We start from the raw sequence: 25281 nt of genomic DNA on the forward strand, positions 1-25281 counted from the left end.
TTGGTTTGACTTTCAAAAGAGGTACAGAATTGCTGGCTCGGATTGCTTCATTCATGTTCTTGGCGGGGGTTGGGATTTGCGGGACCGTTACCGCGTTGGCCGCGGACGTATTGCATCAATGGGTGCAATTGGGACCTGATAACACAATCATAGTTCGTGCGATTTCGACGACACCCGACTGTCCAATGATTGAAGTCGATGGGCAGTTTTTTGCGATGGCCAAACGTGCAGAACCGAGCGACGCTTTCGAGGAAAGCGTCTGCGAGCACCGCGCGCCAATAGCCACGGAAAGTCTGTCGCTCAATGGAAACCCGCTGCCAATTCTGCGCCCAAACGCAGAACGCATTATCGTGCTTGGGGATACCGGATGCCGCATTCGGGGAAGCCGCGTTCAGGATTGCAATGATCCAGCCGCCTGGCCGTTGAAATCCATAGTGGAAGAAATTGTGTCAAAATCACCGGATCTGGTAATCCACGTCGGAGATTACCTTTACCGATCATCGGAATGCCCGGATCCCGAGAAATGCGGCGGATCTCCATTCGGTGATAATTATAAGGCTTGGTCCGCCGATTGGTTGGAACCGGCAGATAAGCTGCTGACAACCGTCCCGTTTATCTTTCTTCGCGGAAATCACGAAAACTGCGGGCGCGGCGACAATGGATGGTTTCGCTATTTTGCATCTGGCTCTGTCCCGGCAAACTGCCCTGCAGTGACCGACCCCTGGAGCGCCTCGGTAGGTGATCTTGATTTTGTGTCCTTCGATTCCTCTGCTGGTCCCGCACCGCTCAGCAGCCCTGATTTGTTGCCGGTCTACGGGCAAATGGCCAGGGACGTGTTTGCAAGTACCAGCAATGAAACATGGCTGCTTACGCATCGCCCACTATGGGTGAACATGCACGCCTTTGGTGAGCTGATCGATGGCGACGACACACAGCGCGAGGCTTTTGGCGCTATTATTCCAGAGACGGTCAGTCTTATTCTGTCCGGCCATATTCATGCCTTTCAAGCAATAGACCTATTGCATGGGCCTGTTCAGGGCATCGTCGGCAACAGCGGAACGCAGCTTGATCCCATGCCTTCCGGCATTGCCAATGATGTTGAAGTTGCGGGGAGCCTAGCGCGGACCATCGTCAACAATGGTGAGTTCGGTTTTCTGATGCTGAACAGGCAACCTGATGGTGGTTGGCTGATTGACGCGATTGACGCAAAAGGGCTGGTGCTAAACCGCTGCGAGCTGGCGAAACGATCGCTTTCCTGCGAGTGACGCATAGTTTCGGCAGCACCCGATCATCTTTCAATTCTCATTGGCGAACCTGTGTCAGGGCGGGACCACAGTTGAGTTCCTTTCATGCAATAACCCGCACTGTTTGATAAAAGGTTCTGAACCGCTCCAATCGTTCCGACAGTGCATCGTAAGGTGATGGCTCAAATGTTGCAGTGCTGGTGGTCTGGACGGACAGGTCACTGATGCTTAGGGCAGTGTCGCCACAAGCTGCGAGCCTGACTGCGCCGAAAGCCGGACCAGTGTCTGACCCGGCCGATCGTTCGATCGGTTTGTCTATCACGGATGCAATCAAGCCCAGCAACAGGTCCGAACGGCTTCCGCCTCCGATCGCGGAAAGTGCGGGTAGGTTTTGTATGGTTTCGCCAAAACTTTCGGCAGCGTCTGCAAAGCAAAAGGCCACGGATTCCACCACAGCCCGGCAGATTTCAGCCCGGGTCGTTGCGTCCTCGAGGCCGAAAAAGCAGGCGCGAATATGAGGGTCGCCGTGGGGGCTGCGTTCTCCGGTCAGGTAGGGCAGAAAAATAGGTACACGCTCAGTATTGGCGGTTTGGGCTAGCGTGATGACTTCACCGGCGGTCACGCCCAATTGTTCCGCGATCCAGGCAATCGGGCGTGCGCCGTTCAACATAGCCGCCATTTGATACCAGCGATCTGGCAACGTATGCGCAAAGGCGTGAACGTATTTCTCGGGGTTGGGTTTATAAGTGTCGTCGGCCACGAAAAGCTGGCCAGAGGTACCCAGCGAAATGAAACCCCGTCCGGGTTCAGTGGCCCCAAGCGAAACTGCACCTGTGGCCGCGTCCCCTCCGCCCGCTACAACCGGCGTACCAGTTTTTAAGCCAGTTTCCGACGCCGCACTGGCAGAAACTGCCGCGACCACGTCGTGCCCGTGATGCAAAGGGGGCAGCCAATCGGGCGAGGTATCGCTTGCTGCTGCGACGTCCGAATTCCAATCCCGCGTGCTCTGGTCCAGCCACATAGTACCCGCCGCGTCAGAGATATCCGTTGCAAGATGACCGTGCAGCTTTAGGGCGACGTAGTCCTTTGGCAGTAAGATATGCGAAATGCGGGCATAGTTTTCTGGTTCATAGCGTTTCAGCCACATGATCTTTGGCGCGGTAAAACCGGGCAGGGGCAGGACGCCCGAGGTTGTCCCGATCTGCGGTACGGCCTGGCGCAGCTGATCACACTCTGCTACCGACCGGCTATCATTCCACAAAATCGCGGGCCTGATGGGGGTCTTGTTTGCGTCGAGCAGTACCGCCCCATGCATCTGGCCGGACAGCCCGATGGCTTTCACGTCGCTGAGCCGAACGGACGTGCCCAAGGTGTGCAACGCGTCGCAGGTCGCGCGCCACCAGATATCCGGCGGTTGCTCGGACCAGCCCGGCTGCGGAGAGGAGGTTTCCAATTCAACTGCGGCTGTCGCGACAATCCGGGTTGTGTCCGAACACACGACCTTGACCGCCGACGTCCCAATGTCGATCCCTATGTACATATGGGAATCTGTAGCTTTCACAGGTTTGCGCGGCAAGGGCGAGGGGATTGATTTTTTGGCGCGCGGAAAGAATATGTAAAGTTACGAAAGAAACAGGCGCAGACCCCGACGTTATGACCAAGATAAAGAACATGGAGGAATTCGCAGCTGTCAGCGGTATATCGCGGCCAACTGTATCCAAGTATTTTCACGACCCCGATAGCGTTCGCGCGAGTACACGCGCACGCATTGAAGAGGCGCTTGAGCGGTTTGACTACCGGCCAAACATCTACGCGATTAACCAAAACAGGAAGCTGACAAAGAATATCGGCATCGTCGTGCCCTACCTGGCTGATCCGTTCTTTGCAGAGATCGCCAGATACCTTGAACAAAGCTGTATCGCGGCTGGCTATCGCCCCACGCTGTTCAGTTCGCATGGCGAGCAAAAGCTGGAAAACGAAATTCTGGATAGTTTGCGATCTCTCAAACCTGCGGGTGTTTTGTTGGCCCCTTTGGGGCGCGCATCTGACCGCTTGGCGATCGAAAAGTTCTGCGCCGATGTCCCGACCATCCTTTTTGACAGTAACCTCGATGGCCTTGGTGCGGCATTCGTCGGATCCGATAACTTCAGCTTCGTTTCGCAGACCGTAGAGTACATGATCCGAACCGGAGAGCCCCCGTCCTTCTTTGAAATGCGCACCCCGGCAAACCCGAACGCAAACAAACGCCGCAAGGCCTATGTTGACGTCATGGAAAGCCTCGGGCTGGAACCGCATGTCATCAAGGTTGAGGGCAGGGGATGGGCTTTCGAAGACATCGGCAAGCGCGGTGCGTTGAAGGTCTTGGAAGAACGGCAATTAAAGACAGACTCGGTTCTGTGCAGTAACGACCGTCTCGCAATCGGGTTTCTTGCGGCCTGTTATGAGCAGGGGATTCGTGTCGGCCGGGGCAAAGATTGCAGTCTGCGCGTGGCCTCGAATGATGACCATCCCTTTGCAAAATTCACGTGCCCATCTTTGACAACCGCGGCCCATGATTATGACAACGTGGCGGCAAAAAGCGCCGAGTCTCTGTTCGAACTCATTGAAAATGGTGGGAAATTCGACACGCGTGCCGAAACTTTGTTCCCGGCGCGCTTGGTTTTGCGTGAGTCCGCCTGACTTCAAAATTTAACGCGCGTAAAGTTTTTATTGACGCCGCGACAAGATTCGATCTACCCTTCCTGCACGACATCCAAGCTCAGGGAGGACAGGGATGTATCTCAAACACGCACTTCGTGCGGCGACTGCATTGACATTTGTCGCCACGGCAGCGGCCCAAGCGGAAACCATAACGATCGCCACAGTGAACAATGGCGACATGATCCGCATGCAGGGCTATACCGACAATTTCACCGAGGCGACCGGCATTGACGTCGAGTGGGTGACGCTGGAAGAAAACGTTCTGCGCCAGCGCGTTACCACGGACATCACGACCAAAGGTGGTCAGTTCGACATCATGACGATCGGCATGTACGAAACGCCGATCTGGGGTCAAAACGGCTGGCTGGTGCCGCTGGATGGCATGTCAGCAGAGTATGACGTCGGGGACCTGTTGCCTGCGATGGCAGGTGGTCTGAGCAACGATGGCACCCTTTATGCTGCGCCGTTTTACGGCGAAAGCTCGATGATCATGTATCGCACAGACCTGATGGAGAAAGCTGGCATGGAAATGCCAGAGGCACCAACATGGCAGTTCATCCGCGAAGCGGCTGCTGCAATGACGGATCGCGATAACGACATCAACGGCATCTGTCTGCGTGGCAAGGCCGGTTGGGGCGAAGGCGGAGCCTTCATCACTGTCACCGCAAACTCGTTCGGTGCGCGCTGGTTTGACGAAGACTGGAAGCCCCAGTTCGATCAACCAGAGTGGAAAGAGGCACTGACCTTCTTCGTAGACATGATGAATGAATCGGGCCCTGCAGGGTATGCCACCAATGGGTTCAACGAAAACCTCTCACTGTTCCAGCAAGGCAAGTGCGGAATGTGGATTGATGCCACGGTTGCGGCGTCTTTCGTGACCAATCCGAATGACTCGACCGTAGCTGACAAGGTCGGCTTCGCTCTGGCCCCGAATGCGGAAGGTGTCGACAAGCGCGCCAACTGGCTCTGGGCATGGGCGCTTGCGATCCCGGCTGGTACGCAGCAGGAAGATGCCGCCAAGAAGTTCATCGAATGGGCGACCTCGAAAGACTATATCGAGCTGGTAGCCGAGAACGAAGGCTGGGCCAACGTTCCCCCGGGTGCGCGGACGTCTCTCTATGAGAACGACAACTACAAGGACATCCCTTTTGCGCAGATGACGCTGAAGTCAATCCTTGCGGCTGACCCCCAGAACTGCTGTGCGCAGCCGACCCCCTATACTGGCATCCAGTTCGTTGCGATCCCGGAATTCGCGGGTATTGCGACACAAGTCAGCCAAGAGTTCTCGGCGGTCTACGCCGGACAGCAATCGGTCGATGAAGCCCTTGCAAAAGCGCAGGCCTTTACCGCCGAAGAGATGGAAGCCGCAGGGTACTGACGTCTTCTCCCCAGTGGGTGGGCAGATCGCTGCCCCCCGCTTCTTCACTTTCACAAATCGTGTTTTTCTCGCAGGCTTGCGTTACGCCTGAACAGAGAGGGTTTGCGTCATGGCTACTCAACACTCCCGATCCGTTGCCCGGTTGATGATGGCACCCGCCGTAGTTTTGCTACTTGGTTGGATGCTGGTGCCGCTGACGATGACACTGTACTTTTCATTCAAGAAATACCTGCCGCTGCGCGGTGGTGATCTGGGTTGGGTCGGACTGGATAACTACATTCGTTTCGTCTCCTCCAGTACATTCTGGCCCGCGGTCCAGGCGACGCTGGTGATCGTTGGTGGCGTTCTGGTGATCACCGTGGTTCTTGGCGTCTTGCTGGCGATGCTTTTGGATCAACCCATGTGGGGGCAGGGCGTCGTACGTATCCTTGTGATAGCGCCTTTCTTTGTCATGCCGACCGTATCTGCGCTGGTTTGGAAAAACATGTTTATGGACCCGGTCAATGGTCTTCTGGCGCATCTGTGGCGCTTTTTCGGAGCCGAGCCGATCTCGTGGCTGTCCGAGGCGTCGATGACTTCGATCGTGATGATCGTGTCATGGCAGTGGCTGCCTTTCGCAACGCTGATCTTGCTAACTGCAATCCAGTCACTGGACAGCGAACAACTGGAAGCTGCCGAGATGGACGGAGCACCGCCGCTGAAACGGTTCTACCATATCATCCTGCCGCATCTGGGCCGGGCGATCACCATCGTGATCCTGATCCAGACCATCTTTCTTCTGTCGATCTTCGCCGAGATTTTCGTGACCACCGGCGGCGCATTCGGCACCCGTACACTGACCTACCTGATCTTCCAGCGCGTTTTGGAAAGCCAGAATGTCGGCCTTGGATCGGCTGGTGGTGTCTATGCAATCATTCTTGCCAACATCGTTGCCATCTTCCTGATGCGCATCGTCGGCAAAAATCTGGACGCGTGAGGAGGTAGTATCATGGCCCGCGCCGTCACAACCCGCCGCAAATCGCTGAACACTGCCCTTGCCTGGGCTGTTGGTCTGCTGATCTTTTTCCCGATCCTTTGGACGATCCTGACCAGCTTTAAAACCGAAGCGCAGGCGATTGCCAGCCCACCGATCTTTCTGAACTTCGACTGGACGCTGGAAAACTATGCCATCGTGCAGGAACGCTCGGATTACATGCGCTTTCTCTGGAATTCGGTAATCATAGCAGGCGGTTCCACCCTTTTGGGCGTGATCATCGCAGTCCCTGCAGCTTGGGCCATGGCCTTTGTGCCCTCCAAGCGGACCAAGGACATCCTGTTGTGGATGCTGTCCACCAAGATGTTGCCTGCGGTTGGTGTCTTGTATCCGATCTACCTGCTGTTCATTCAGTTGGGCCTGTTGGACAGCCGCGCTGGTCTGGTGGTGGTGCTGATGCTGATCAATCTGCCGATCATTGTCTGGATGCTGTACACTTACTTCCGCGAAATTCCGGGCGAAATTCTGGAAGCCGCGCGAATGGACGGTGCGACATTGAAAGAGGAAATCCTCTACGTCCTGACGCCCATGGCAGTTCCCGGTATCGCCTCGACTGTGCTGTTGAACTTTATCCTTGCCTGGAACGAAGCGTTCTGGACCCTCAACCTGACTGCCGTTGATGCGGCCCCGTTGACGGCCTTTATCGCCAGCTATTCCAGCCCGGAAGGCCTGTTCTTTGCCAAGCTCAGCGCGGCTTCGACCATGGCAATTGCGCCAATCCTGATCCTTGGCTGGTTCAGCCAGAAACAACTTGTCCGCGGCCTGACCTTCGGCGCTGTGAAATAAGGAACACGACACATGGGACGTATTCAACTCAAGTCCGTGACCAAAAGCTTCGGCGATGTACAGGTCATCCCTCCATTGGACCTGACCATAGAAGATGGCGAGTTCACAGTCTTTGTCGGCCCTTCGGGCTGCGGTAAATCCACCTTGCTACGCCTGATTGCGGGTTTGGAAGACATCACAACCGGCCACATCGAAATCGACGGTGCTGATGCCACTGATGTGCCGCCCGCCAAGCGCGGCTTGGCGATGGTGTTTCAGTCTTACGCGCTGTACCCCCATATGTCTGTGCGTAAGAACATCGCGTTCCCTTTGCGCATGGCCAAGCTAGAGCAGGCAGAAATCGACAAACGTGTCGAAGGTGCAGCCAGTGTTCTGAACCTTGCGGATTATCTGGATCGCCGCCCAGGGCAACTGTCGGGTGGACAGCGTCAAAGGGTTGCCATTGGGCGCGCAATTGTCCGCGAACCGGCCGCGTTTCTGTTTGATGAGCCACTTTCGAACCTGGATGCCGCCCTGCGTGTCGGCATGCGGCTTGAAATAAGCGAGCTGCACGAGCGTCTTGAAACCACGATGATCTACGTGACGCATGATCAGGTCGAGGCGATGACCATGGCCGACAAGATCGTCGTTCTTCAGGCCGGGGTGATTGAACAGGTTGGCAGCCCGCTAGAGCTGTACCGAACACCGCGTAACCTATTCGTAGCTGGCTTTATCGGTTCGCCTAAAATGAACTTTATCCAAGGGGATGAGGCAGCCAAACATGGCGCACATACAATCGGTATCCGGCCCGAGCATATCGCGGTTTCTGACACCGAAGGCACCTGGTCCGGTGTGGTCAGCGTGTCAGAACACCTTGGCTCGGACACGTTCTTTCATGTGCACGAAACAGGTCTGGCCGAAACCATCACGGTTCGCGCGGATGGCGAGGTCGGATTCCGTCACGGCGACCGTATCCATTTGACTCCCCGCGCGGACGTAATTCACAAGTTTGATGCGCAAGGGCTACGGATAGAATGATGCGTCTGGAAGGCAAAACCGCACTGATCACGGGTTCGGCCCGCGGGATCGGTCTTGCCTTTGCAAAAGCGTATGTGTCCGAGGGCGCGCGCGTTGCTTTGGCTGATATCGACATAACGCGTGCCACAGAAGCTGCTGCCGAAATCGGCACAGCCGCAATGGCCGTAGAGATGGACGTCACGAACCAGAACAGCATTGATCAGGCAGTGACCGATGTCTCAGAGAAACTAGGTCCGATCGATGTTTTGATTAACAATGCAGCAATCTTTACGGCGGCCCCGATCGCAGAAATTGAACGTGCAGACTATCAGCGTGTCTTTGATATCAATGTTGCGGGCACGCTGTTCACATTGCAGGCGGTCGCACGCCATATGATGGAACACGGTACCAAGGGGCGTATCATCAACATGGCGTCTCAGGCCGGTCGGCGGGGGGAGTCTTTGGTTGCCGTCTACTGTGCCAGCAAGGCTGCGGTTATTTCATTGACCCAATCGGCCGGGTTGAACCTTATCGCCCACGGTATCAACGTAAACGCCATTGCACCGGGTGTTGTGGACGGTGAGCACTGGGATGGGGTCGACGCGTTTTTTGCCAAACACGAAGGCAAAGCGCCGGGGCAGAAAAAACGTGAAGTTGGCGAAGCTGTCCCCTATGGCCGCATGGGACGTGCCGAAGACCTGACTGGAATGGCTGTCTTTCTGGCCTCGGACGAGGCGGAATACATCGTGGCGCAGACCTACAATGTGGATGGTGGGAACTGGATGAGCTGATGGAACAACTGGCCGACTCGGTAATCAAGCTTGCACGTGACACACTGGATGCGCTGCCAGATGGCGTTCAGCGTCCACTCTACAGTGCGGCTGACATAAAGCCTGGCATCGTTCACATTGGTCTCGGGAATTTTCACCGTGCGCATCAGGCGTGGTACGTTCACCAGTTGATGCAAAGCGGCAAAGCGATGGACTGGGGCATCATTGGTGCCGGGGTGCGCTCTTACGATGCAGACATGCGGCAAAAGCTTTTGGCGCAGGACTGTTTGACCACCTTGATCGAACTTGACCCGGCGGGAGTTTCGGCGCAGGTCATCGGTCCAATGGTTGACTATTTGCCGATCGAAAGCGGGAATGCGACCTTGATCCGGCAAATGTCGGACCCCGCAATTCGCATCGTATCTTTGACGGTGACAGAGGGCGGGTATTATCTGGACCCCACAACCGGAGCGTTCGACACATCGCATGATGATGTCCGTCATGATGTGCAGCACCCGGATCAGCCCAGAACTGTTTTTGGCGCCATCGTCGCGGCACTTGGCCAACGCAAAAGTGCGGGGGTGTCGCCTTTCACGGCGCTGAGCTGCGACAACCTGCAAGGGAACGGCGCGATCCTGCGCCGATGTGTCGTTGGGCTTGCCCGAATGTCCGATCCGGATCTGGCGGATTGGATAGATCAGAATGGGGCATTCCCAAATTCCATGGTGGATTGCATTGTGCCGGCCACCACCGATCAGGTTAAGACGCAAACCCGGGCGTTGGGCATTGATGACCGTGCCCCAGTCACACATGAGAATTTCCGCCAATGGGTTATCGAAGATGCGTTTTGCGCAGGCCGTCCCCCCTTGGAAGACGTTGGCGCAACGATCACAAAGGATGTTCACCCCTACGAGGCGATGAAGCTGCGGATATTGAACGGAGGTCACCAAATCCTGGCGAATGTGGGCGAAGTACTGAACATTCCCACGATATCGGCCTGTATGCAGGATAGGGTCATATCCGATTTCTTTGCGACCGTTCAGGCAAGGGACATACTTGGGCATGTGGCGTCGGTCCCGGGTATGACGCCCGCCAACTACCTGAATTTGATCACCCGGCGGTTCGAAAATACGGCTATTCACGACACAACACGTCGCGTGGCATTTGACGGATCGTCCAGACACCCCGGATTTTTGTTGCCAACTCTGCGCGATGCGCTGGACGCAAACACGTCGATCTCGGGGCTGGCGCTGGCCGAAGCGTTTTGGTGCAGAATGTGTGAAGGGACACGCGAAGACGGAACTGAGATCGCCGCGAATGATCCGATATGGGATCAGCTTCAGGACACAGCCAAAGCCGCGCGTCTTAATCCAATGCTGTGGATTGAAAACGCCAAGATTTACGGATCCTTGGGGCAAGACGATCGGTTTGGAACCGCCTTCGCAAATTGGTTAGAGATCATCTGGAAAGACGGATGCCGCCACGCGTTGCAGACTTATCTGGCGCAACCGGCGTAAATGCGCGACTTGAACAGCCGCGCTGCATAAAGCCCGGCCGCATTGTCCCGATAAGGGTACCTAGTCGTGGGGAAGGTTGCGACTTGCCTGAATGTCACGAATATCGTCTGGCCAGGTGGAGCGGATATAACCCAGAACGTCCCATATGTCGCCATCCGTCAACGTGCCGTCAAAGCCCGGCATGCCGCTGTTGAAATCACTGATGCCGCGGGCTGCCAGCGTTTCGGCGCCACCAAGTTTGGTGTAGTCGAACAGAAGCTGGTTATCGTGGTGCCAGGTATGCCCCGTCACATCATGGGGTGGGGCAGGTAGCACGCCGTTTTCATCGGGTGTTTGCCAATTAGGTTGACCTTCCAGATCAGCTCCGTGGCATACAGCACAATGCTCGGTATAAAGGCTCTGACCATTTTCCAGGTCTCTGTCCAACAACTCATGATCTGCCGTCCCAATGGTCGCTATGCAACAAAGGGCTAACGCAAATATGTGTTTGTTCATCTCAACCTACCTCAGTTCGGCAGCGTAAGCACGGTCGTTAGCGTGGCTGTAGCTGCAAGCACGAAAAATACGATTACTGCCTCAACCTCGATGGATCGGGCAAGGTGCCCGGCTGCCTTTGCGTCTTGGTTTTGCATGGCTGGAACAAGCCGCAGCTTGTTCGCAGCGGCAAGGAACAATAACAGCCCCACGAGTAACACTTTCAACAACAACACCTGCCCGTAGCTGGTGAAGAAAAGTGCGTTGAGACCGCCGACAAGAAGCCAGGCCATCCAAAGGCCCGCTATGATCAATATCGGCACAATCACGGTTGCAGCTTGTCCAAATCGGTGCCCAAGTCTTGCAGCATCTGTAAGGTGTTCGGGCATTCGAGCCATAGTCCGCAATGGACTAAAGATACCGATCCAAAAGGCAACGCACGCCAGATGCAGCAAAAGCAAGGCCTGAACACCAAAGCGTTCAAGCGCCGGCACATGTCCAATCTGCGTAAAAGACCACAAAGCCAAAATACCACCGGCGAGGGCCACCCATCGCCCAAAGCCTTGAACAGAAAGCCCGATAAGGATCAAAACTGCGCCCGCAAGACGGTAAACAAGGACCTCGCCGGCCGATGTCTGCCAAAGCAAACTCAGCATCTCTGGGTCGACCATGCCGTCGGCCCCGCCCGTTAAGGCGGCACCACGAAGCATGAAGCCAATTACTGTTGCGGCAAGGGCAAGCCACGCAAGGATCATGGCTTGGCGTTTCATCATTTCGCTGATGGGGGTTACCAAGCCGGAATACATGCACATAACGGCGACCTGTCCCGAGGATCCTACAAAGCCAACGTAAAGAACGAGTTTTGCGAGGATCGCAGCAATTCCCCAAATGTCTGGCATGCTCATTCTACGGTAAAGGAAAACTCGCCTTGCATCGCGTGACCGTCTTCACCCAGACCACGCCACTCGATGACATATGTTCCGCTTCCACTGCTTGGGAGTGGGATGGTGAAGACCTGATCAAAGCTCGTCTGATTACCCAAATCCAAACCCACGGCCGAGTGCTCTTCGTGCACCATTTCAACCCGCGTTAACCGGATATCATCTGAGAAGTTGAGGCCAATTTCAGCGGGTACGTCGGTTACCGTGGTTCCGTCGCCGGGGGTCGTCTCCTCAATCTTGGAATGCGCAAGTACGCCATTTGGGAACAAAACCATAAGTGCGAGCATTAGCATCTTCTTCATAGGGCATCCCTCAATTTATTGGCGCACAGTATGAACTGACTGGTATTCAAACAGTTTGAAAAAACCGCGTCCAGCACCCGCCTGAACAATGGAGGCGGTTTGTTGTTGCGCGGCACGGCCATTAGAGCCGGACAATGGGTGCTCTGATTTACTCTAATTACTGCCGCTGATCGCATATGCAAAAATTGCACCCAGCCTGCAGTATCAATTTCATAGTGGTCATATTCCATAAAAACGTTGGCTTTGCGAAAAGGTGCATCTGAATCTCGCCTATCGCTGGTTTTGTCGCCTTGATCGGAACTGCCGCGTACCGGATCGCTCAACTTTTTCCAAGAACCGGCATGGTCGGTTCCGGGAAAGCAAATTACTGCATCATCTGTTCGAGACGACCGTTGCCGGCTGCATCGCGGAAGGTTTGGTGAGCGGGCAGCGTATCGCCATCGATGTCAACCTAACCAAAGCGGATGCCAACAAGCAACACTCGACACCCAAGGAAGAATGGGACCGTCTGACATCGATCCTGCTGATGCGCCACGTGCGGTGCGTGAATATCCGGGCACTCTGGATCAGGCAGCATTCGGAGCTGCGAGCGAGGTCCAGCCAAAGTTCACGTCTCATTCCGACTCCCTAAGCTAATGGACCGCTGTACGCAAAGGTTCGGCATTCTTTAGCTATTCGGACGACTACCGGATCGCTACTGACCATGGTGTGATTGTCGACGTAGAAGCCACCATACCAAACCTACAGGTCGAGTTCGGGTTAGCGAAGACGCGCACTAAGTAGCTCGCGACATCGCCAAGACCGGCCAATACGACATTTCCATAAAGCTCAGGGAGCAGGTGGAAATGCTCTTTGCCCACCTCGAACGCATCCTCGGGATGGGACGGCTCCGATTGCTCGGCCCATGCAGTACGAAAGACGAATTCCTTCTCGCCGCCACCGCCCAGAACCTCCGCAAATTGGCTGAGATCTTTCTTGCACCGCAGCAAGCGCGAAAAGTCTGACGCGACAGGCGCTCGCGCTCAGTTTGGCGCGTTGTTTTCTGCGCCATTAATGCATTACTTTTGAATATAATAAGTCGGCGCCTACGTTTTACAGCCCGGAAGTTGCTTAGCAACTAAGACAACTGACAGTCACAAAATGAGAAATCCGCGGGACTGGAAATTTCGGCAAACGTAGCCACATGTGCTGGTATGATCAGTCGCCGACAGTTTATTGCAGCCGCAACTAGTGTAGTTGCTGCTCCGCACATCGCGAGGGCACGGGCCGGTGCACTAAGCGAAGCGATTGGCCAACTCCCGCAACTACATTCCCTTCAGATCAAAAGAGGCGACGACACAGTCTTTGCCGAGGCGCCTCGTGGCCCCGGTCTCAACCGATTGGCTAATATCAAATCCTGCTCGAAGAGCATCGTCTCCCTGCTTCTTGGGGTGGCGATCGAAAACGGCGAAATCCCGTCGATCAATTCGACTCTTGGCGAGGTCGCGCCCGGCATTCTTCCGCCAGATGCCACTCCTGGAGCAGCCGAGATTTCGATGGAGGATTTGGTGACACTGCGGGCGGGTCTCGAAAGAACTTCAGGCCCAAACTACGGTGATTGGGTGCGCTCACAAAACTGGATTGCAGACGCTCTGACCCGTCCGATGGTGGCAGAGCCGGGGACGCGCATGCTGTACTCAACAGGTTCAACACATCTCCTCGGGGCTGCGCTTGCTGAAGCTACAGGGAAGACCCTTCTTCAGCAGGCTCGGGAGCGGCTCGGTGACCCGCTGGGAATTGAGATACCCGCATGGACGCGAGACCCGCAAGGCTACTATCTTGGCGGAAATGAGATGGCCCTGAAACCCACGGCGATGTTGGAGATCGCAACCCTATTGCTTAATCGCGGGGCCTTTCAGGGGACTCAGATCATTCCCCAAAATTGGATTGAGGCTTCAACCAAACCCTACGCTCGATCCCCTTGGTCAGGTCTGGAATACGGATACGGATGGTTCTTGTCGCCTTCCGGCTATTCCCTAGCGAGAGGCTATGGCGGCCAAATCATCGCGGCACACTTCGAACGAAACCTCGCCGTCGTGATAACTTCTGATCCCACGTTGCCCGCCCGATCAGGTGGCTACTTCGGAGATCTCGTTCGGCTGTTGGATGGCCCGGTAATAGAAGTCGCATAGGCCGAACGCCCCGAACCGTCGGATGACTGCATAGAGTCTTTTGTTTCCTTTCAAATCTGGTCGTGTTTGCGATCCTTTTCTTCGATGGAGATGACGAATTCCAGTTTCTGAACTAGAGAAATCGTGAGGGTTTTGTTCTTTGTCGGCAGATCCTGTGATTTGGAGTACATCATACATACGGTCCTGCACTCAGACTGGAACTGCTGGCCCGTGGTGAGCTCAAAGGGGCTTCCCAAGTGCGACACCCGACAAAGCCGCCATTTAGTGCCTTCACTGACATTGGATAGAACTGCGCGGCGATTCAGACGTACTGCAAAGTCTTGGAAATCGCTCTGCTAGTCGCTGGAAAAGCTCTGAGTCCGCTTAAACCAAGGTGAATTCGGTTTGACGAAGCGGCAATGTCCATCCTGTGAGGCTCTTTCACCCGCGGCATCTGAACTCGTTAATACCCAAGAGCTTGCATCAGATACCGAAACCCCAAAGATGATCACGGGCAATTCACAATTTTCTGTGCACACCAAATTGTGTGATGCCAAGCGGGCGCTTCACGAATAGCTGATTTTTGTCAACTTGTTACCGAGAGATTTCCATGCTCCGTTTCCTTTTATGCGCTTTGGTTTTGGCAGCCCCGGTCCGGGCTGATGATCTGAGCGCCTTTGCAGCTGAACGCCTGCGGGATGCTTTGCTGCTCTATGATCAGAAATTCCGCGATGGCGAGACTGGTCAGTATCTGGACTCGATACGTCTGGACGACAGAAACGGGTCGCCGATTTCATCGATAGCTGCAAGCGGAATGGGATTGATTAGCCTTGCCATTGGTGACGCAACCGGCGTGATATCTGATGCTGAACAAAAAGCCGAGATCACTCTTGAACACCTGCTGGGTCTGAACCAACACACGAGCTTCGCCGTAGAGCGTTCTGCCAATGGGTGGTACCGTCATTGGTTCAACGCCAAGACGGGCGCAGTGCCGAAAGGAAGCAAAGACAAATACTCAACCATCGATACCGCCATCCTCAGCGCGGGTGCCGCGATTTTGAGCAATTATCTGGTCGACAAAGCCAAACGCGAGAACACGCCTATCCCAAGGGCCGCGGAACTGGCACAGCAATTGGTGATGTCGACCAATTGGACTACGGCCATCCGTGACCCCAAACGGGGCTCGATCCATCTGGTCTTTTACGGTGCCGAGGCCGAACGTCCTACTGACAGTGTGGCCACCATTCCCTTTGACGAATACGCCCTACTGCCTTGCATGGCGGCCCGTTTCGAACGGCTGACCCGAAATGAAGGGGACGCCACCTTGTTCTGGCACAGCCATTTTGACGAGGTCGAAGACCTGCCAATGCCGAAATATGAAAACCTGACGCTTCTGGGTAAACCCAGCGGCAGCGTACCTTCGCATTTCACGCATCAGTTTGCTTTCTATCTGTGCGGCGACTACGCGCGCGATCCGGCCTTCCTGGAAGAACTGCGCGAGTTAAAAAAAGCCGACCGGCAGTGGTTTGAAAACAATGGCGCGGCGGCGGGTCTGTGGGGGCTGGGCGCAGGGTCCGAGATCGTGTTCGATCAGCAAAACCAAATTGAGAAATACCGCTATGGCGTGGCGCGGTTGGGTCAGAATCCCAATCAAACAGCATCACCCGCGATCATGGCCGGATTTCTGCCAGTGGACATGACCGATGGGACGCAGACCATTCTGACCGAACTTAAGACACTTTGGGAAACCGGTGCCTGCCGGTACGAACACGAAAACCTTGAATTCATGTGGCGATGTTCCGCCAAAGATCCCAGCCTGCAGGTTCGACGGCTTGAAGCGATTGATTTCTCAACCTGGATGTTGGGGCTTGCGACAACGCACCCGGATGTCGGGCTTGAGTTCTTTCAGGACTATGCTTTCTAAGCCCAAACTCAGGACCTTGGCGCAGCAAGGGTTAGGTCATTATCCTGCATGTCCTGCAAAAACTGCGCCGAGGCCAGATAAGACAGCTCATCCGGCCTACGGGCTGCGATCGGATCCCATATGCCGGTATCATGGGCATGCCCGGGATGGCACATGATCAGCGCCGAATTTTTCGCGTTCCTGGCAGCAGTCAGCCAGCGTTGCATCAAACCGCCAAACTCTTGGTCCGGATCAAAATCGTTTACCCCGTAAAACACGTCATTGGTGGGAATGCCTTGGCGCAGCAGCCTGCGCTTAAGACCCCGCGAAAGGGTCGAGATGACCGCAGCGCGGCGCTTGCCTACGCCCAGACGTCCAATCTCTGCCATGGGCAAATCGCAGGAACGGACCCACACGCCGCGCGGCATATCTTTCACGGTCGCAATCACAGCGTCACGGATACCGGGTAAGATATGGGCATGTTGGTGGCCGTCCAGAAAATCGGGTGATCTGCCAAACGTCTCGGAGAAGATGTGCACCTGTTGTTTGATCTGCTCGACGATCTCTGTCTGGTTCAGCTGATGCAGATGCGCGCGCTTGATCAATGTTCCGACCGTGGGCAAGACCCCACCCGGGGCCAGATGCGGCATGGCCCCCAACGGAGCGTACTCTGTAAACGTCAGATGCAGCCCGATCTGAACCTGATGTTCCGCTGATGCGGCGGCCTGCACCAAATTGGGCGCGTTTTTTTCCAAAGTCTCGCCCACGCTCATGCAACTGACCGCATTCAGACGCCCGGCCCGGACCAGTTCGACAATCCCGTCATCCGTTCCCTGATGCAGTCCGAAATCATCCGAACACAGCGTGAAATGCATCATTGTTACGGTTCCTTCGGTCATTGTCACGTGATGTTGAGAGAGCTTGAGCGCCCGTTGTTCGACTCTGCAAGTTCAATCATTTATCCGCAAATACAGGGTCTTCCAAGAAAACAACTCAAGTACTCAATCGGGGGTTCAAATGACATTCAGCTCTGAGATTTCCCGGTTCGGCCCAGCGGCGGCCCCGCCGGTTCTTTCGATCATTGTGCCTATGTTCAATGAAGCCAAGAACGTTGATCAGTTGTTGGACCGGCTGATTCAAGTGGTCAGCGAGACCGAGCCGCGATACGAGATCATCCTGATTGACGATGGCAGCCGTGACGACACCGCCACCCGTATACTTGAGGCGGCCGAGAAGAACGACAGGATTAAGTGCCTAGTTTTCAGCCGGAACTTCGGCAAGGAAGCTGCGCTGAATGCCGGGCTGACCCATGCCTCGGGTCAGGCAGTCATCCAGATTGATGCCGATCTTCAGCACCCGCCCGAAATCATCCAGAACTTTTATGCCGAATGGAAAAACGGGGCCGAGCTTGTTTATGGGCAGCGCACGTCCCGCGATGGTGACGGCCCCCTGCGCAGCTTTATGACACGCAGTTTCTACCGGTTGTTTTCTGCAGTCTCGGATGTGAAATTGATGAAAGGGCTCGGGGACTTCCTGCTGATGGACCGCAAGGTCGTTGACGCGCTTTTGTCGTTGCCGGAACGAGAGCGGTTCACCAAAGGACTGTATGCATGGGTTGGCTACAAGCGTGTCGCCGTCCCGTTCGAAGTCGCCCCCCGCGCCGAGGGCCAATCCGCCTGGAGCATCCTGCGGCTGTATCTGTTCGCACTCGGGGCCATCACTTCTTTTTCCACGGTACCGTTGAAGATCTGGACATATGTCGGACTGTTCCTCGCGATCCCGTCCTTTGCTTACGGTGGGTTCATCTTTGCCAAAACGTTGATCTTTGGCATCGACCTTCCCGGCTACGCGTCTTTGATGGTGGCCATCTGCTTCTTCTCGGGCATTCAACTGCTAGGCTTGGGCATCATCGGCGATTACCTGGGTCGGGTCTTGCAAGAGGTAAAACAACGTCCGCTCTATCTGATCAGCACAAAACGTGGTTTTGATCAGACCCGGTCTCGCGACCTTGAGGTTGCCGAAATCAAACAGCTGTCCTCCTGACCCGGGCCCTCTTCATGCTGTCCAAAGACCAACGTAATTCGGCATGCTGCCTGCTGGCCATCACCGTGATCTGGCTCGCATTCTGCTGGCCCTGGTTTCTGGATGGTCGGATCATCCCCTACGATGCGAAAAACCACTTCTATCCGATGATCCGGTTCGTTGCTGACGCCTGGCACTCCGGTAGCAGCTTTGATTGGAGCCCACATCACTACGGTGGCTTTCCAATGATCGCCGACCCCCAATCGGCGATTTGGACCCCGACCTTCTGGATTCCCATCCTGATCAGCCCCGCGCCCAGTATGCATCTGGTAGATGCAGTGCATCTGCTGCATCTGCTGATCGGCGCGTTTGCCATTTTCGGGTTCGGCAAAGTCAGCGGATGGCGGTGGGAGGCCTCATTGATCGCCGCGTTGGTCTATATGATGGCCGGACCCTCCAGCCTGCGGCTGGAACATATGTTGATGACCGTCAGTTATATGTGGCTGGCCGTAGCACTATGGCGGCTCAAGGCCGTGCTGGTTTATGGCGGCGTCTGGAGGGGATTGACCTTTGGCATCGCCTTGGCCCTTGTATTGATCGACCGCAATCACGTGGCCTATCTGGGGGCGTGGCTGCTATTCGCCTATTGGCTGGCGGCTATGTTCAAAGACTTTAGGCACCAACGACCCGGGGCCATGCGGAAGATCCATCTGCCTGTCGCAATTGGCGGAACTGTGTCCCTGCTGCTGATTGCGGTACCTGTGATATTGCTGTTGCAACTGGCCAATGACAGCAACCGGCCCGAATTCTCCTATCTGCAGGCCAGTTGGCAATCGCTACATCCCGCAGCGCTGTTTACCTTCATACTGCCCGAGTATTTTGGATCTCTGCGATTGGACGGAGGTAAGTATTGGGGGCCTACAAGCCAAATCTGGGGCGAACAAGGGCTCAAGATCCATCGCGGAATGCTGCACATGTATTGCGGCATGGTGCCTTTGGTGGCGATCGTCTGGTTTGGCATCCTCAAACGCCAGCTTTTCGCAAAAGAGGCTCGGTTCTTCGCGATCGCCTGCTTGGTTTGTGCCATCTACGCGCTTGGTCGCTACACACCGGTTTTTCGGGTCTTCTATGACGCAATTCCCGGCGTGGATCTGTTTCGCCGCCCTTCAGACGCCTTGTTCATCTTTGGGTTCTCGCTCGCCCTACTGACCGGTGCCCTGTTCCAGCAAGGTCTGCAGATGCGCTTTACCCATCGCAATTGGCTGCTGGTCCTGCTGGTTTCGATTGCCCTGCTGGCTCTGTTTGGCCGGATGTTTGGGTTGGCGCTCAGCTATGAGCGGCTGGCAGATTTTGCCAACAGCCTCATTGTTCCGGGGGTTATTGTTGCGGCCAGCGTTGTCGCGATTGTCTTCGCGCAGCGTGTTGGACGGCCAAGCCAGATGGCACTTGTCGCACTCGTGGGCATTGTGGCGGCAGATCTCGTCTTTCACTCGTCCAACACCCGCATGAATGCCCGGCAGCCCGAGGCATATCAGGTCCTCGAACAACCCGGTGATCATCCGATCTTTGCGCAAGTATTGCCCCTGTTGTCAAAGACAGACCCGCTCGGCGTGCCCTGGCGCACCGAGATTATCGGGTTGGGTCCTGTGGTCCAGAACCTGCCGCAAGTGGTCCAGTCCCAGGGGCTTTTGGGTTACAACCCACTACGCCTTTCTGGATTCGAGCAACATATAGCGCCGGACATGCAAAATAACGCCAGCACCAAACGCCGCTTTGGCGACAAAATGACGGGTTATGATAGCGAAATGGCAAAACAGCTTGGCCTGCGCTATGTCGTCAGCGGCGCGCCGCTGGATGAAATCGACCCCGGTTTCAGTGCCGACCACTTTACCCTTTTGGGCATGGCAAAGCACAAATGGCGCACGGCGTACTTCTATGAAAACACTCAAGCTCTGCCCCGTGCCGTTGTCCTCTCGGGCAATGGGTCTGGACTGGAACGCGAGATCTCGGTCAAAACCTACGAAAATTCCGAAATCGAGATGGAGGTCGGCTCGGGCGACGCAGGAACGCTCGTTCTGCGCGATTTCTACTATCCAGGCTGGAGTGCCACTGTGAACGGACAGGTGGTTGAAATTGTAAAACATGACGATCTGTTTCGATCCGTTCCTATCCCCGCTGAGCAGAGCCAAGTTGTCTTCCGCTTTGATCCGCTGACACGTGACAACCTGCTCGGTGCGATTGCGGGCTTAGCCTCAGCAAGATGAGGTCAGCATGGGCATGAGGCAAACATCCATACTACGCCAGTTCGCCACTTTTTTTAGTGTCGGCGCGATTGCAACAATCTGCCACTATGCGGTTTTGTTCAGTCTGGTCGAAGCGGCCCGGGTACAACCGGTCACAGCGTCCCTGTTCGGAGCGCTTGTCGGTGCCATCGTCAGCTATGTCCTGAACAGAAACATCACTTTCCAATCAACCGCCCAGCACCGCAAAACCGCGCCAAAATTCTTTTTCACCGCGTTTCTGGCTGTCGTGCTGAATACGGTTCTAATGGCATTTCTAACGCTTTCTCTGCGACTGCCCTATCCAATCGCTCAGGTTCTGACAACGGGGCTGTTGTTAATCGTCACCTTTGGGCTGAACAAGTTTTGGTCCTTTAAGAATTGACCATCCGTGCAGCAATTGCTGAACGGATAGGTCGTCATAACTCGCTGTTGGCGACTTGGAAAGACACCGCTAGCTTAGTGCTGAGGACCGGGCAATAGAGGAAAAACAAAGGACAATAGTCTTCTCCGAGGCGCCGTGGAATCTTTTGCAAGTTTTTGATCATTGACCTTCATTGGTTTAACGCGTGGTTTTTGATAGCGTTATCCGACGGACTTTATCCTGTGCACAGCGCTTCTTACCGGAGCCCCGGCGATAGCATGAAGGCTCGGAAGCGAACTGTTGCTCGGTAGGAGTGAATAGTGGTTCTGCCAGTTTTTCCGTCACTGGCGCTTTCGAAGCTCTTCGAAGACGATCATGCCCGTTTCTGGGAAGCCGCATCGCAGCGATGCTGGTCATTGAGGATGGCAGCCATGGGCCGCCCGCACCCTTTCGGTTTATTCGAGAGCGAGGTTTACTCGCTTTTCTCGAATATCTGCCACAAAGTCACCAAACTCGCAGCCTAAGGTTCGATAGGAATTGACTTGGAGTATTTAAATGCGGGTTTTCACGATACTAACGGTATTGATCGGTCTAGCTTCTGGAAGCGTAGCCGCAGAAGTGGCAATTAAGACGTATCAATCTCCTCACGCAGGCAATCTGAACAAAAATCAACAAGCCAGAGCGCTGAGGGAGTATGCCAAATTGCCGGGAACTACATTACAAGGGCCGAAGAAGCCTTTCGTCGTGAGAAAAATTGTTTTCCCTAACTCACAAATATCGCGTTTGGTAGCGACAAACATCAAAGGCCAAAATGTGCGCCAAATTGGTCGGGCGGTGAATGAGCAAACCGATTGTAACATCAAGCATGGTACACTGGTTGAGCAAATTTCCTCGTTCTCTGGATCAGGCCTTGCTTTTTACTGTATACCTTGAACAAACTCTTTGTGGATTGCGTCAGCCATAGTGTCTGCTTCCGGGATGCTATCGAATAAGAAAACGATACCGCTGCATTTCCGCTTAGGCTCGGTTACGACGTCTTCGGTTCAGCTTTTGAACCAAATCGGCCCATCGCCTTCTGACCACTTCGTGTACTTTCTCATTACAAGTTCAAATTCGTTACTGTCCAGGAACTGATCCAACCAAGCCACTAAACTTGGCCACTCCTGTGCATCAAACCACGCCCGGTCTATATGTGCAAATTGGCGAACAAATGGCAGAAGCGCTAGATCGGCTAGGGTGGGCCTATCTCCGAACAGCCAAGCCCGCCCAACTAGCCGTTCGTTGAGTCCGTGTAAGTAGCCCATCGCCTTCTTGCGTTCCTCATTGACGTCCAGATCCGGATAACGCGTGGCGTATTTTGTGTGATCCAATGCAGCTTTGAACGGGCCATCATTCACCGAAATCAAGTCCCAACCTTCTGAAGGCATGTCCAAAAGCCGCTGCGGGTCATTTTGTTGTAGCGCCCAAACCATGATTTCCAGGCTTTCATCTATGACTTTGTCTGGAAGGCGAAGCGCGGGCACTGTGCCGGATGGAGATGTTTGCAAGAAAGCCTCTGGCTTGTCCCGCAAGAGAATTTCGCGCAACTCGACTGTTACTCGTGAACTCGCAAGTGCGAGCCGTGCTCTTATCGCGTAAGGGCAGCGACGAAACGTCCAAAAGATAGGGTAGTTATCCATACGAGGATTTATCTCCAGATCTACGTGGCTGGTCAAACCTGCAATCGATTGCCAATTGGTGCTCATGCTAACTGTTGATAGACGTAGAGGGGTGGCGATCCTTCCGTAAAGGTAAAAACGCTGCACCTTCGTCAAATTCGGCTTTGGGAGCCATAGTCAATGATGCTGCGCTCTTCATCGTCTTCTTCTTGTGTTAACGTGCGATTTCGTTTTCGTCTCCTTACCGCACCTCGCTTATGTAAGTCGCAAGGACTACGTCAGGAGTGACCCGGTCAACTTATTAGTTGAGAAGAGGTAGCAACGCATTTATTGCAACCTCTGGATCGGGATCGAAGAGCATCTCCGCTCGTTCATATCTGTGACCCGATCCACTAAGCTTAACTATGTGCGAAGCAAATATCCGTCCTTCATGACCGGATAAAAGCGTGTCTCATCCGGCCAAAGTTTTTCTCGAGCGCTTGTGTTTGTCTATATCTTCAGACGTGACAATCATTGGCCTTCACGAAGCAGAAAGTTGAAAAACGACTCCAAGAAGTGCAGTTTGCGCGTTCCTGGCCAAAGCCTTGCCCTCACGCATCAAATTGGGATGGGAATTTACCCAAAATGCACGATGCAGCACGACGCCTGATAACGGTTTCAAGATGTCGGTAGCGGCACGTCGGGCCATTCGGTCGTCACCTCCGCTTGAACCCCGCGCTCAAGATATGTTGACAGAACCACATAGCTCTTGCTGCTTTTTACACCCGGCAGAATGTAGAGCTGCGCCAAAAACTCTTCGAGCGCTTGTGCGTTCGCAGTGCGCACTTTGATGATCACACAGGTATCACCGGCAACGGAGTGCATTTCTTCAACCTCGGGAAAGTCATGAAGTCTCATCATGCGTTCGTTTTTTCCCCAGCCATCCGCCTCAACATGAACGAAGGCGAGGAAGTTCTTTCCGCATGACGGGCCATCAAGTTGCGCACGGATCCCCTTGATGACTTGTTGCCTGAGCCGCTTTACACGCTCGTGGACGGCAGGGGCGGAAAGCCCGACCTTTTCACCGACATCAGCGTAGGTTGCGCGGCCGTCGTCTGTCAGAGCGGTTAATATTTTTCGGTCGAATTCATCCAAAGGGCGCTTTGACTGAACAATTCGCTGAAGATCTTCTGTTTCTTTTATCATATCGCTAGATACGCCTTTTCACAACTTTTTTCTTCGGCAATCGCACCATAATTCAAAAGGATATTCAGATGAAGTTAAGAAAGATAAACCCATCCGAAGGAATTTACCCAGCAACACGCGACTATGTTCATGGGATGGAGGTCTCTGGTGCGACACGGCAATTATTCGTTAGTGGTACAACGGGTTTGTCCGAAGATGGATCTGCTCCTGCTGATCTGGAAGCGCAGCTTGATTTGATCTGGAAGAATTTGCAACGCATCTTGGTTGAGGCTGATATGACAGTTGAAAATATCGTTCGCTTGACCAGCTACCTCGCTCGACCTGAGTACGCGGAGAAGAATCAAGCGGCCCGCGAAGCTGCGCTTTGTGGCCATGTCGTGCCGACGACAGCGATAGTTGTGACAACACTCGATCCGTCTTGGCTGGTCGAGATTGAACTGATCGCCATGAGCTAGGTTTTTTGAACAAGCGATCACTTGCGCAACCGCAACGAAAGCACACTTCGTCCGGGTTTTGCCAGCCTGACAAGACCAAAACGAATTGCGTTGATATCCGATTGCGGACGATCCGTTTCGGCAAAGACAATATCAGTGAAGTGCCCGAAGCAGACCATTCGCTTATGGGTTAACTTGAATGATGTGCGTCAAACAAAATGCTAAACAATCTCAAGGCTTCTTTCGCCTGTTCTTTTTTCAAGCCTACGGTAATCGGCAAGTATTTTCCGCCGATATCTATGTAGATATGCGGTCCGATCGTTATGTTGCGTGGCACGCCGATTGATACTGGGTCGACAATGCCGCCTCCATACTCGCTTAATCCGTAGGACTGGATGTCCGCATAATCAAAGTGCTGTTTGTTGACCCGCAAAAAGCCGCGCGAAAATACAATGTGAAATTGTCGCGGACGCCATCCTACATGCCAAGTCAACCAAAACACTAGTGCCATTAAACCCGTCGCAGTTAGCACCGTAGAATAGTTGGGCACTGAGAAGCCGTAGGCGATTAGTGTCATTGGTCCTAAGGATAGAAATGCTCCAACTGTCGTTGCGAACCACGACACCAATGGGTTACGCGCGCGCAGCGTTAGTTTCGTACCGTTGTCGTGTTCCTCCACAAAGAGGTCTGAGCGTTTTGATACTATATCCAATCGCGCACCAACCCGACGGTTTTCCTGTGGCTATAGTTACGCCCAATATGAATCGATATCCAAAGAATTTTGAACCTTGACCACCGCCAACCGACTGAAAGCGAGTTCTGTGGGCGCCGCAATCAACAATTTGCTTACAGGCTTTAGCTGCCCCATCCCAATCGAGATGGTCGGTTGTAAGTACCTGAACGGGATCGCAGAACAGGATCATTGTTCCAGTAACAGGTGTACTGGGCAGGGGTTAAAAGCATTCACCGCAGCGGCGTCAACGCTCGATGGAAACGACCTGATGCACCGGATCCGCAAAGGCCAAATGACGCTCGGGCTCTGACCGTCTCTGCAATTTGCGTAGTTGGCAGGTTAGCTCGTCAGAAAATCGCTACCACTTTGGCCGTTCTAAACCTTGCAGGGGAACGCTATGTGCTGGTTGCTT

Annotated in this window: 24 protein-coding genes and 1 pseudogene; 16 read left to right on the plus strand and 9 right to left on the minus strand. The window is 54.4% G+C overall.

Annotation, left to right across the window (positions count from 1 at the left end; translation table 11 throughout):
- Positions 1-185: 185 nt before the first annotated feature.
- Positions 186-1265 (plus strand): metallophosphoesterase, encoded by a 1080-nt coding sequence (locus ACR0BD_RS14190; protein ID WP_480831371.1) that lies wholly within the window; start codon positions 186-188, stop codon positions 1263-1265.
- An 82-nt stretch (positions 1266-1347) separates the two neighbouring features.
- Here ACR0BD_RS14190 and xylB read toward each other — a convergent pair whose 3' ends face one another.
- Positions 1348-2784 (minus strand): xylulokinase, encoded by a 1437-nt coding sequence (gene xylB / locus ACR0BD_RS14195; RefSeq protein WP_480831372.1) that lies wholly within the window; start codon positions 2782-2784, stop codon positions 1348-1350.
- Between the two features lie 113 nt (positions 2785-2897).
- On the opposite strand from xylB, the gene ACR0BD_RS14200 reads away from it, so the two are divergent.
- The 7 genes from ACR0BD_RS14200 (at position 2898) to ACR0BD_RS14230 (ending at position 10424) form a co-directional block, all read left to right on the plus strand.
- The gene (locus ACR0BD_RS14200) at positions 2898-3923 is read left to right on the plus strand and encodes a LacI family DNA-binding transcriptional regulator (RefSeq protein ID WP_480831374.1); all 1026 of its coding nucleotides are present in this window, start codon (positions 2898-2900) and stop codon (positions 3921-3923) included.
- Between the two features lie 94 nt (positions 3924-4017).
- A complete protein-coding gene (locus ACR0BD_RS14205) occupies positions 4018-5322 on the plus strand; it encodes an ABC transporter substrate-binding protein (protein WP_480831376.1) in 1305 nt (434 codons plus the stop codon).
- Positions 5323-5431: 109 nt separating this feature from the next.
- Positions 5432-6298, plus strand: coding sequence for a carbohydrate ABC transporter permease (locus tag ACR0BD_RS14210; protein ID WP_480698793.1), 867 nt, complete (start codon positions 5432-5434; stop codon positions 6296-6298).
- Positions 6299-6310: 12 nt separating this feature from the next.
- Positions 6311-7141 (plus strand): carbohydrate ABC transporter permease, encoded by an 831-nt coding sequence (locus ACR0BD_RS14215; protein ID WP_480831379.1) that lies wholly within the window; start codon positions 6311-6313, stop codon positions 7139-7141.
- A gap of 12 nt (positions 7142-7153) precedes the next feature.
- Positions 7154-8158 carry an ABC transporter ATP-binding protein gene (locus tag ACR0BD_RS14220; RefSeq protein ID WP_480831381.1) on the plus strand — a complete coding sequence of 335 codons (1005 nt, stop codon included), beginning with the start codon at positions 7154-7156 and terminating at the stop codon, positions 8156-8158.
- Complete coding sequence (locus ACR0BD_RS14225; RefSeq protein ID WP_480831383.1) at positions 8155-8928, plus strand: L-iditol 2-dehydrogenase; 774 nt, start codon at positions 8155-8157, stop codon at positions 8926-8928. Before ACR0BD_RS14220 ends, ACR0BD_RS14225 begins: the two co-directional genes overlap by 4 nt.
- On the plus strand, positions 8928-10424 hold the full coding sequence (locus ACR0BD_RS14230) for a mannitol dehydrogenase family protein (RefSeq protein WP_480831385.1): 1497 nt from the start codon (positions 8928-8930) through the stop codon (positions 10422-10424). Before ACR0BD_RS14225 ends, ACR0BD_RS14230 begins: the two co-directional genes overlap by 1 nt.
- A 60-nt stretch (positions 10425-10484) precedes the next feature.
- On the opposite strand, the gene ACR0BD_RS14235 is transcribed toward ACR0BD_RS14230, so the two are convergent.
- Genes ACR0BD_RS14235 through ACR0BD_RS14250 form a run of 4 tightly spaced genes read right to left on the minus strand, consistent with a single transcriptional unit; the run spans position 10485 to position 12464 of the window.
- On the minus strand, positions 10485-10919 hold the full coding sequence (locus ACR0BD_RS14235) for a c-type cytochrome (RefSeq protein ID WP_480831387.1): 435 nt from the start codon (positions 10917-10919) through the stop codon (positions 10485-10487).
- A gap of 11 nt (positions 10920-10930) precedes the next feature.
- Complete coding sequence (locus ACR0BD_RS14240) at positions 10931-11797, minus strand: copper resistance D family protein (RefSeq protein ID WP_480831388.1); 867 nt, start codon at positions 11795-11797, stop codon at positions 10931-10933.
- 2 nt (positions 11798-11799) lie between these two features.
- Complete coding sequence (locus ACR0BD_RS14245; protein WP_480831390.1) at positions 11800-12141, minus strand: copper resistance CopC family protein; 342 nt, start codon at positions 12139-12141, stop codon at positions 11800-11802.
- Positions 12138-12464, minus strand: a complete 327-nt coding sequence (locus ACR0BD_RS14250) for a hypothetical protein (RefSeq protein ID WP_480831668.1) — start codon at positions 12462-12464, stop codon at positions 12138-12140. The genes ACR0BD_RS14245 and ACR0BD_RS14250 overlap by 4 nt, the downstream gene beginning before the upstream one ends.
- Here ACR0BD_RS14250 and ACR0BD_RS14255 point away from each other — a divergent pair.
- The 3 genes and pseudogenes from ACR0BD_RS14255 to ACR0BD_RS14265 all read left to right on the plus strand — a co-directional run.
- Positions 12374-13145: pseudogene (locus ACR0BD_RS14255) on the plus strand (transposase); the annotation flags it as partial. The gene ACR0BD_RS14250 and the pseudogene ACR0BD_RS14255 sit on opposite strands and share 91 nt — an antisense overlap.
- Positions 13146-13334: 189 nt before the next feature.
- Positions 13335-14312 (plus strand): serine hydrolase domain-containing protein, encoded by a 978-nt coding sequence (locus ACR0BD_RS14260; RefSeq protein ID WP_480831392.1) that lies wholly within the window; start codon positions 13335-13337, stop codon positions 14310-14312.
- Between the two features lie 589 nt (positions 14313-14901).
- Positions 14902-16215, plus strand: a complete 1314-nt coding sequence (locus ACR0BD_RS14265; protein WP_480831394.1) for a hypothetical protein — start codon at positions 14902-14904, stop codon at positions 16213-16215.
- A gap of 8 nt (positions 16216-16223) precedes the next feature.
- On the opposite strand, the gene ACR0BD_RS14270 is transcribed toward ACR0BD_RS14265, so the two are convergent.
- Entirely contained in the window at positions 16224-17093 is an 870-nt protein-coding gene (locus tag ACR0BD_RS14270) for a ChbG/HpnK family deacetylase (protein ID WP_480831662.1), read from the minus strand.
- Positions 17094-17211: 118 nt separating this feature from the next.
- Between ACR0BD_RS14270 and ACR0BD_RS14275 the strand changes: the two genes are divergently transcribed.
- From ACR0BD_RS14275 to ACR0BD_RS14290, 4 genes are all read left to right on the plus strand, one after another.
- Complete coding sequence (locus ACR0BD_RS14275) at positions 17212-18237, plus strand: glycosyltransferase family 2 protein (protein ID WP_480831396.1); 1026 nt, start codon at positions 17212-17214, stop codon at positions 18235-18237.
- 14 nt (positions 18238-18251) lie between these two features.
- Positions 18252-20480, plus strand: a complete 2229-nt coding sequence (locus ACR0BD_RS14280; protein WP_480831398.1) for a glycosyltransferase family protein — start codon at positions 18252-18254, stop codon at positions 20478-20480.
- A 7-nt stretch (positions 20481-20487) separates the two neighbouring features.
- Complete coding sequence (locus ACR0BD_RS14285; protein WP_480831400.1) at positions 20488-20880, plus strand: GtrA family protein; 393 nt, start codon at positions 20488-20490, stop codon at positions 20878-20880.
- Between the two features lie 534 nt (positions 20881-21414).
- On the plus strand, positions 21415-21792 hold the full coding sequence (locus ACR0BD_RS14290; protein ID WP_480831402.1) for a hypothetical protein: 378 nt from the start codon (positions 21415-21417) through the stop codon (positions 21790-21792).
- 110 nt (positions 21793-21902) lie between these two features.
- On the opposite strand, the gene ACR0BD_RS14295 is transcribed toward ACR0BD_RS14290, so the two are convergent.
- A complete protein-coding gene (locus tag ACR0BD_RS14295) occupies positions 21903-22538 on the minus strand; it encodes a glutathione S-transferase (protein WP_480831404.1) in 636 nt (211 codons plus the stop codon).
- Between the two features lie 636 nt (positions 22539-23174).
- Positions 23175-23651: an Lrp/AsnC family transcriptional regulator gene (locus ACR0BD_RS14300; RefSeq protein WP_480831406.1), complete on the minus strand. Its 477-nt coding sequence runs from the start codon at positions 23649-23651 to the stop codon at positions 23175-23177.
- Positions 23652-23770: 119 nt separating this feature from the next.
- Here ACR0BD_RS14300 and ACR0BD_RS14305 point away from each other — a divergent pair, with 119 nt between their 5' ends.
- Positions 23771-24157 (plus strand): RidA family protein, encoded by a 387-nt coding sequence (locus ACR0BD_RS14305; protein WP_480831409.1) that lies wholly within the window; start codon positions 23771-23773, stop codon positions 24155-24157.
- A gap of 169 nt (positions 24158-24326) precedes the next feature.
- Here the strand turns inward: ACR0BD_RS14305 and ACR0BD_RS14310 are convergent, their stop codons facing one another.
- Positions 24327-24713 (minus strand): hypothetical protein, encoded by a 387-nt coding sequence (locus ACR0BD_RS14310; protein ID WP_480831411.1) that lies wholly within the window; start codon positions 24711-24713, stop codon positions 24327-24329.
- Positions 24714-25281: the final 568 nt, after the last annotated feature.

This window comes from Ruegeria sp. G5 (assembly GCF_056533365.1).